Origin of the sequence: Hydrotalea sp., assembly GCA_030054115.1 — a bacterium.
In the GTDB taxonomy this organism is placed as follows: Bacteria; Pseudomonadota; Alphaproteobacteria; order JASGCL01; family JASGCL01; genus JASGCL01.
In genome coordinates, this window is sequence record JASGCL010000010.1 from 1 (window position 1) to 5,567 (window position 5,567).

Genomic DNA, 5,567 nt, shown 5'->3' on the forward strand with positions numbered 1-5,567 from the left:
GAGGCATTGGTGGTGAAAAAAGCCATCGTCAAACTAACCGCCAAGAAGTAAGTCGTAGTTGAACGTCGATAATTTTTCAAACCATCATCTTTGCGTGATTTATATTTCGCAAGGTATTATTTTTTATGAAAATAAATTTTAGCCAGAATCAACGTAATGGCTTAGCGCAAATTTGTGAAGGCTTGGCAATTGTCGTTGTTATTAAAACAACTTCCCTTTTATCCAGCGCGATTGGTGGACAGCAATTTTTTATTGATAACATCGAAAAAATTTTATGGTTGGCAAGCTCCATGATATGGACGATTGCGGCGGCTCTCTTTTTAAGAAAATAATGATAATTGACAATCAACCGCGAAGATAATATAATGAAAGAAGGAAGTGTGATATGACAATTTTTGAATGGTTTTTATTTTCGATGAATATGTTGGGCGGGTTGGTTGTTCTGCTGGTCGCTATTTCTGACCGCCGACCAAAGTCAAAATCGCGTCGATAATTTTTTTTTAATGTTAGAGGGTTTTTGCCCGCGTTAGGAAGGCCGCTGTCATGCGCTTCACCGCCTCGTTAAAAAATGGTGAAAAAAGTTTTTCGGTGATGAAGGATGAAAAACTCAAACTGACCGAAAAATCGATTTCGCATTCCTGGTCGTTTATTTTTCTGAAATGCCAATGGCTATCCATCGTTGATAACGGCCCACGGCTGGTGCCACGGGTGGTGATTTTCTTATCGGCATCGTTATAGGTAACCTCCGACCGGAATTCTTCGCGCAGGGATTTAACCCCAACCACCAAATCGGCGACAAAAAAACCATCGCGCTGTTCAACAATTCGTGCCGACAGGCACCAGGGCAAAAAATCGGGGTAATGGGCAACGTCCTTCACAATCGCGTAAAGATGTTGGTCGCTGAAGGGCACGATTTTTTTTTCTTGGTGGTAAAATTTTTTGGCCATGTTGTAACTCCTATCTTAGGGCATAACGGCGGTGTCGCGCGCGTCATTTTTGGTCTTTTTGCTTTTTGGTTTCTTTTTTTCCTTCGGCGCGGCTTTCGGCGCGCTGGGTGGGAACAATACCAAGGCCAGGTCAAGGGTGAAATTTTTTGCATCGGTGCCCGGTGCCAATTTGGCGAATTTCTTTTGTTTTTTGCCGCCCTTTACGGGTTTTAACCATTCCAAATAATAACCCCAGCGACTGCGTTTAATAACCACGTCGCCACCGTCAGGGTGGGTGCCGACCACGCGCGCTTCGTTTTTTTTCTTCGGCGCGGTGGCAATGATATCTATCGCGCGGTTGATGCCGATATCCAGCACATTGTCATCGCCCTTCAACGAATAATAATTCAACCCCATTTTCAGGTATGGGCCAAACGGGCCAATCGCACCAATAATATCCTCGCCGCTGTTCGGGTCCCTCCCAATCGTGCGTGGCAGGGACAATAATTTTATAGCGATCGGCAGGGTGATATCCGCCGGCTTGTATGTCTTGGGGATAGAGGCGCGTTTTGGTTTTTCTTTCTTTGGCTTCTTGGCTTTTTTCTTTTTTGGTTTTTTCTTGCCGCTGGCATCATCATCACTGGCGGGCTGGGCGTCTTCCTCGGTGGCGTCGTCCATCGCGGCGGCATCGGGTTTATGCGCCAGTGCCTGCTCGACATAAAATCCATAGGGGCCTTTTTTCACATTGATGTCGCGGCCCGAATCATCCTTGCCCAAAAATTTTGGCAGGGGCACACCATCGATGAGCTCGTCGCTTTGTTCCTCCAATGCCAATTTTTCAAAATTGGCGCGATAGTCGCAATTGGGATAATTCGAACAAGAAAGATAAGGCCCGTATCTGCCAATCTGCAGGGTCAATTTGCCGTCGCTACATTTCTGGCATTTTTGTTTGTTGGCGCGCTCCTCGCCCATGCCAAAAATATAATCGGTCAGCACCGATTGCATCTCGGCCTGGATATTCTCATGGAGCAGGTTTTCGCTGTCCTTTAATCGCTGGGCAAAGGCCTCCCAAAATTTGCGCAACAATTCGTGCCAGTCGTATTTGCCATTGGCGACCTCGTCCAAATCGTCCTCCATCTGCGCCGTAAAATTATAATTAAAATAATCGTTGTAATAACGGGTTAAAAACGCCGACAAGACAATGCCGCGATTTTCGCAAAAGAATCTTTTTTTCTCCAACCGCACATATTCGCGGGTTTGCAAAATATTGATGATGTTGGCGTAGGTCGAGGGTCGGCCGATGCCGATTTCTTCCATTTTTTTTATCAGGCTGGCTTCGCTATACCTGGGCGGTGGGTCGGTGAAATGTTTTTCGGCCGAGACATCCTTGGCAATCGCCGCGCTGTTCGATGCCAGCGGCGGGATGGTGCGGTTTTCTTCAGCGGCCTCGTCGTCTTTACCCTCCTGGTATAATTTTAAAAAACCATCGAACAAAATGGTTTGGCCGGTCGCGGTCAGGGTCAGTTCCTTACCGTTCACGTCGAAGCTGGCGGTGGTTTGAATAAACACCGCCGATTCCATTTGCGACGCCACGGTGCGTTGCCAAATCAATTTGTAAAGAGCGAGTTGGTCCGACCGCAAATAACCGGCGACCGAATCGGGCGTGCGGGCGACATTGGTTGGTCTTATGGCCTCGTGCGCCTCCTGGGCGTTTTTGCTTTTTGTTTTATATTGCCGTGGGCTGGCCGGCAGGTGGCTTGGGCTGTAATGTTTGGCGATATATCGCCGTGCCGCGGCAATCGCCTCGCCGCTTAATAGCGTGCTGTCGGTGCGCATGTAACTTATAAGCCCGCCGACACCACCGCCTAAACCACCGCCCTCGTAAAGTTGTTGCGCAATTTGCATGGTGCGGGATGATGTGAACCCCAGTTTACGGCTGGCCTCCTGTTGCAGGGTTGAGGTGGTGAAGGGCGCGGCCGGGTGGCGTCTTACCTCGCGGCTTTCAAGCGAGCGCAAAATAATATTGCCCTGTTGAATCCGTTTTTTATAATCATCGGCCATGGTCTTGCTGGTGATGGCCAGGCGGTCGAGCCGCTTGCCACCTTCATGCGTTAGGGCGGCGGTTAGGGGAATGTTGGGGGCGGTGGCATTTTTACCCGTGGCAAGCAGGGCGGCGGTCAGCGACCAATATTCGACTGCTTGGAAATTTCTAATCTCCATTTCGCGTTCGACAATCAAACGCAATGCGGTTGATTGCACGCGGCCGGCCGAGCGACTGCCCGGTAATTTGCGCCACAAAATCGGCGACAGGCTGTAGCCGACAAGGTAATCGAGCGCGCGCCGCGCCAGGTAGGCGGCAATAAGGTCATGGTCGAGGCCGCGTGGGTGTTGCATTGCTTCCTTAATCGCGCCCTCGGTAATTTCATGGAACACGATGCGTTGCGGTGCGGCGCGTGGCATTTTTTTGCGGCGGGTTAATTCCTCGGCCAGGTGCCAGGAAATCGCCTCGCCCTCCCTATCCGGGTCGGTTGCCAAATAAACCTGGGTATCGGGGGTGATGGCATCGGCAATCGCGGCCAGTTGTTTTTCGCCGCGCGGGTTGACCAGCCAGGTCATCGAAAAATTATTATCGGGGTTGACCGAACCGCTTTTTGCCGACAGGTCGCGCACATGCCCCATGCTGGCGATGACGCGAAAATTACTCCCCAAATATTTGTTGATGGTTTTTGCCTTGGACGGCGATTCGACAATGACCAAATTGTTGCTGGGCATGAATGGTATGATAAATGATTGACGATATTTTTTTTTTAAGGGCGTTGCGTTGGTAATGTTTTAAGCCAATTCATATCTATTTACAATGATAGATAGTTTCAAGTTGCTGTTCGGTTATAAGCCTTGCCGATTTTTATTGCGGGCAACAATTTTTTTTGTTAGGGGTGAAATAGCCGTTATTTAGAGCGGTCATTCATAAAAAAGAAAAAAATAACAACATGAAAAAATATCGGGTCGCGGTGGTGGGTGCCACCGGCAATGTTGGCCAAGAAATGCTGAGCATTTTGCACGAGCGGCAATTTCCTTTTTCAGAAATTATTGCCATTGCCTCCAGCCGGTCGGCGGGTAGCGAGGTCGCGGTCGAGGATTATAACGCCAGTTACCAGGTGCATGATTTGGAAAAATTTGATTTTGCCGGCGTCGATTTGGTTTTTTCATCGCCCGGCGCAAGTGTGTCGAAAGTTTTTGCGCCGCGCGCCGCGTCGGCCGGTGCGGTGGTTATCGACAACACGTCGCATTTTCGCATGGTCGAGGATGTGCCGTTGGTCGTGCCCGAGGTCAATGGCGCGGTGTTAAAAAATTTCTACCAAACCAACAAAAAACGAATTATCGCCAACCCCAATTGTTCGACCATTCAATTGGTGGTGGCGTTGAAACCGATTCATGATTTGCTGGGCATCAAACGGGTGGTGGTGGCGACCTATCAATCGGTGTCGGGCACGGGGAAGGAAGCGATGGACGAATTGTTTAATCAAACCCGCGATGTATTTAACCAGGCGACCATCGACCCCAATGTTTACCCAAAACAAATTGCCTTTAATTGCATTCCGCAGATTGATGTTTTTATGGACGATGGCTTTACCAAGGAAGAATGGAAAATGACGGTCGAAACAAAAAAAATCATGGGGGATAAGACGATTGATTTGGTTGCGACCTGCGTGCGGGTGCCGGTGTTTGTTGCCCATGCTGAGGCGGTGTTTGTTGAATGCCACAAACCGGTTGATTTGGAAAAATTGCGCACCGCGTTGGCGGCCGCGCCGGGGGTTGCGTTGTATGACAAGCACGAACCAGCGGGTTATGTAACCCAGTTGGATGCCGCGGGCGAGGATGCAAGTTTTATCAGCCGTTTGCGTGTTGACCCGACGGTCGAACATGGCGTGGCCTTTTGGTGCGTCAGCGATAATTTGCGCAAGGGGGCGGCGTTGAACGCCATTCAAATCGGCGAGGCATTGATTAAAAATAACTTTGGCGGCTTACCACAATAACATTGCAACAATAAACAAAAACAAAAATAAAAAAGGAGGCCTCATGCCAAAAAAAACTATTATCGGAAAAAAGAACCTGTGGGTGATATTGCCCATTGTGGTTGCGGTGGTCGCGCTCGACCAATTGACCAAACATTGGGTGATTGGTTTTTTGCAAAGCGAAGGTGCGCAACAACAATTCACCAGTTTTTTTAACCTGGTGCTTGTCAAAAACCAAGGGATGGGTTTTGGTTTTTTGCAAGATTATAATTTGCCGCCGCTGGTGATTGTTTTTTTGACGGCGATTGTTGCCGTCGCCGCCTTGGCGGTGTTTTGGCAGGCCGATGGCAAAAGAATCAAAATCGCCCTCAGCCTGGCCCTGGCGGGCGGGGTGAGCAACGGCCTCGACCGTTTGTGGCAAGGCGGCGTGATAGATTTTTTAGACTTCCATATCGGCGACTATCACTGGCCGAGTTTTAACCTGGCCGACATGGCCATTTCGGTGGCGATTTTTTTATTGTTCCTAGAAATCGCCACCAGCGACACGCGCCGCCCGCGCCGCCGGCGGTAGGGCGGGGTATGAAGAAATTCCGGGTGGTTAGCTTAAGCGCGGGGGAAGTGCCAC

Annotated in this window: 5 protein-coding genes; 3 read left to right on the forward strand and 2 right to left on the reverse strand. The window is 49.5% G+C overall.

What is annotated here, in order from left to right:
- Positions 1-125: 125 nt before the first annotated feature.
- Positions 126-332, forward strand: coding sequence for a hypothetical protein (locus tag QM529_03240; GenBank protein MDI9313678.1), 207 nt, complete (start codon positions 126-128; stop codon positions 330-332).
- A 174-nt stretch (positions 333-506) separates the two neighbouring features.
- On the opposite strand, the gene QM529_03245 is transcribed toward QM529_03240, so the two are convergent.
- Both QM529_03245 and topA read right to left on the reverse strand, forming a co-directional pair.
- Positions 507-947: a type II toxin-antitoxin system RatA family toxin gene (locus QM529_03245; GenBank protein ID MDI9313679.1), complete on the reverse strand. Its 441-nt coding sequence runs from the start codon at positions 945-947 to the stop codon at positions 507-509.
- Positions 948-962: 15 nt separating this feature from the next.
- Positions 963-3,698, reverse strand: coding sequence for a type I DNA topoisomerase (gene topA, locus QM529_03250; protein MDI9313680.1), 2,736 nt, complete (start codon positions 3,696-3,698; stop codon positions 963-965).
- 218 nt (positions 3,699-3,916) lie between these two features.
- On the opposite strand from topA, the gene QM529_03255 reads away from it, so the two are divergent.
- Entirely contained in the window at positions 3,917-4,963 is a 1,047-nt protein-coding gene (locus QM529_03255; GenBank protein ID MDI9313681.1) for an aspartate-semialdehyde dehydrogenase, read from the forward strand.
- 43 nt (positions 4,964-5,006) lie between these two features.
- Positions 5,007-5,513 carry a signal peptidase II gene (gene lspA, locus QM529_03260; GenBank protein MDI9313682.1) on the forward strand — a complete coding sequence of 169 codons (507 nt, stop codon included), beginning with the start codon at positions 5,007-5,009 and terminating at the stop codon, positions 5,511-5,513.
- The last annotated feature ends 54 nt before the right edge of the window (positions 5,514-5,567 follow it).

Coding starts and splice junctions, on each gene's coding strand:
- QM529_03240 (MDI9313678.1), top strand. CDS start 126: ATGAAAATAAATTTTAGCCAGAATCAACGTAATGGCTTAGCGCAAATT.
- QM529_03245 (MDI9313679.1), bottom strand. CDS start 947: ATGGCCAAAAAATTTTACCACCAAGAAAAAAAAATCGTGCCCTTCAGC.
- topA (MDI9313680.1), bottom strand. CDS start 3,698: ATGCCCAGCAACAATTTGGTCATTGTCGAATCGCCGTCCAAGGCAAAA.
- QM529_03255 (MDI9313681.1), top strand. CDS start 3,917: ATGAAAAAATATCGGGTCGCGGTGGTGGGTGCCACCGGCAATGTTGGC.
- lspA (MDI9313682.1), top strand. CDS start 5,007: ATGCCAAAAAAAACTATTATCGGAAAAAAGAACCTGTGGGTGATATTG.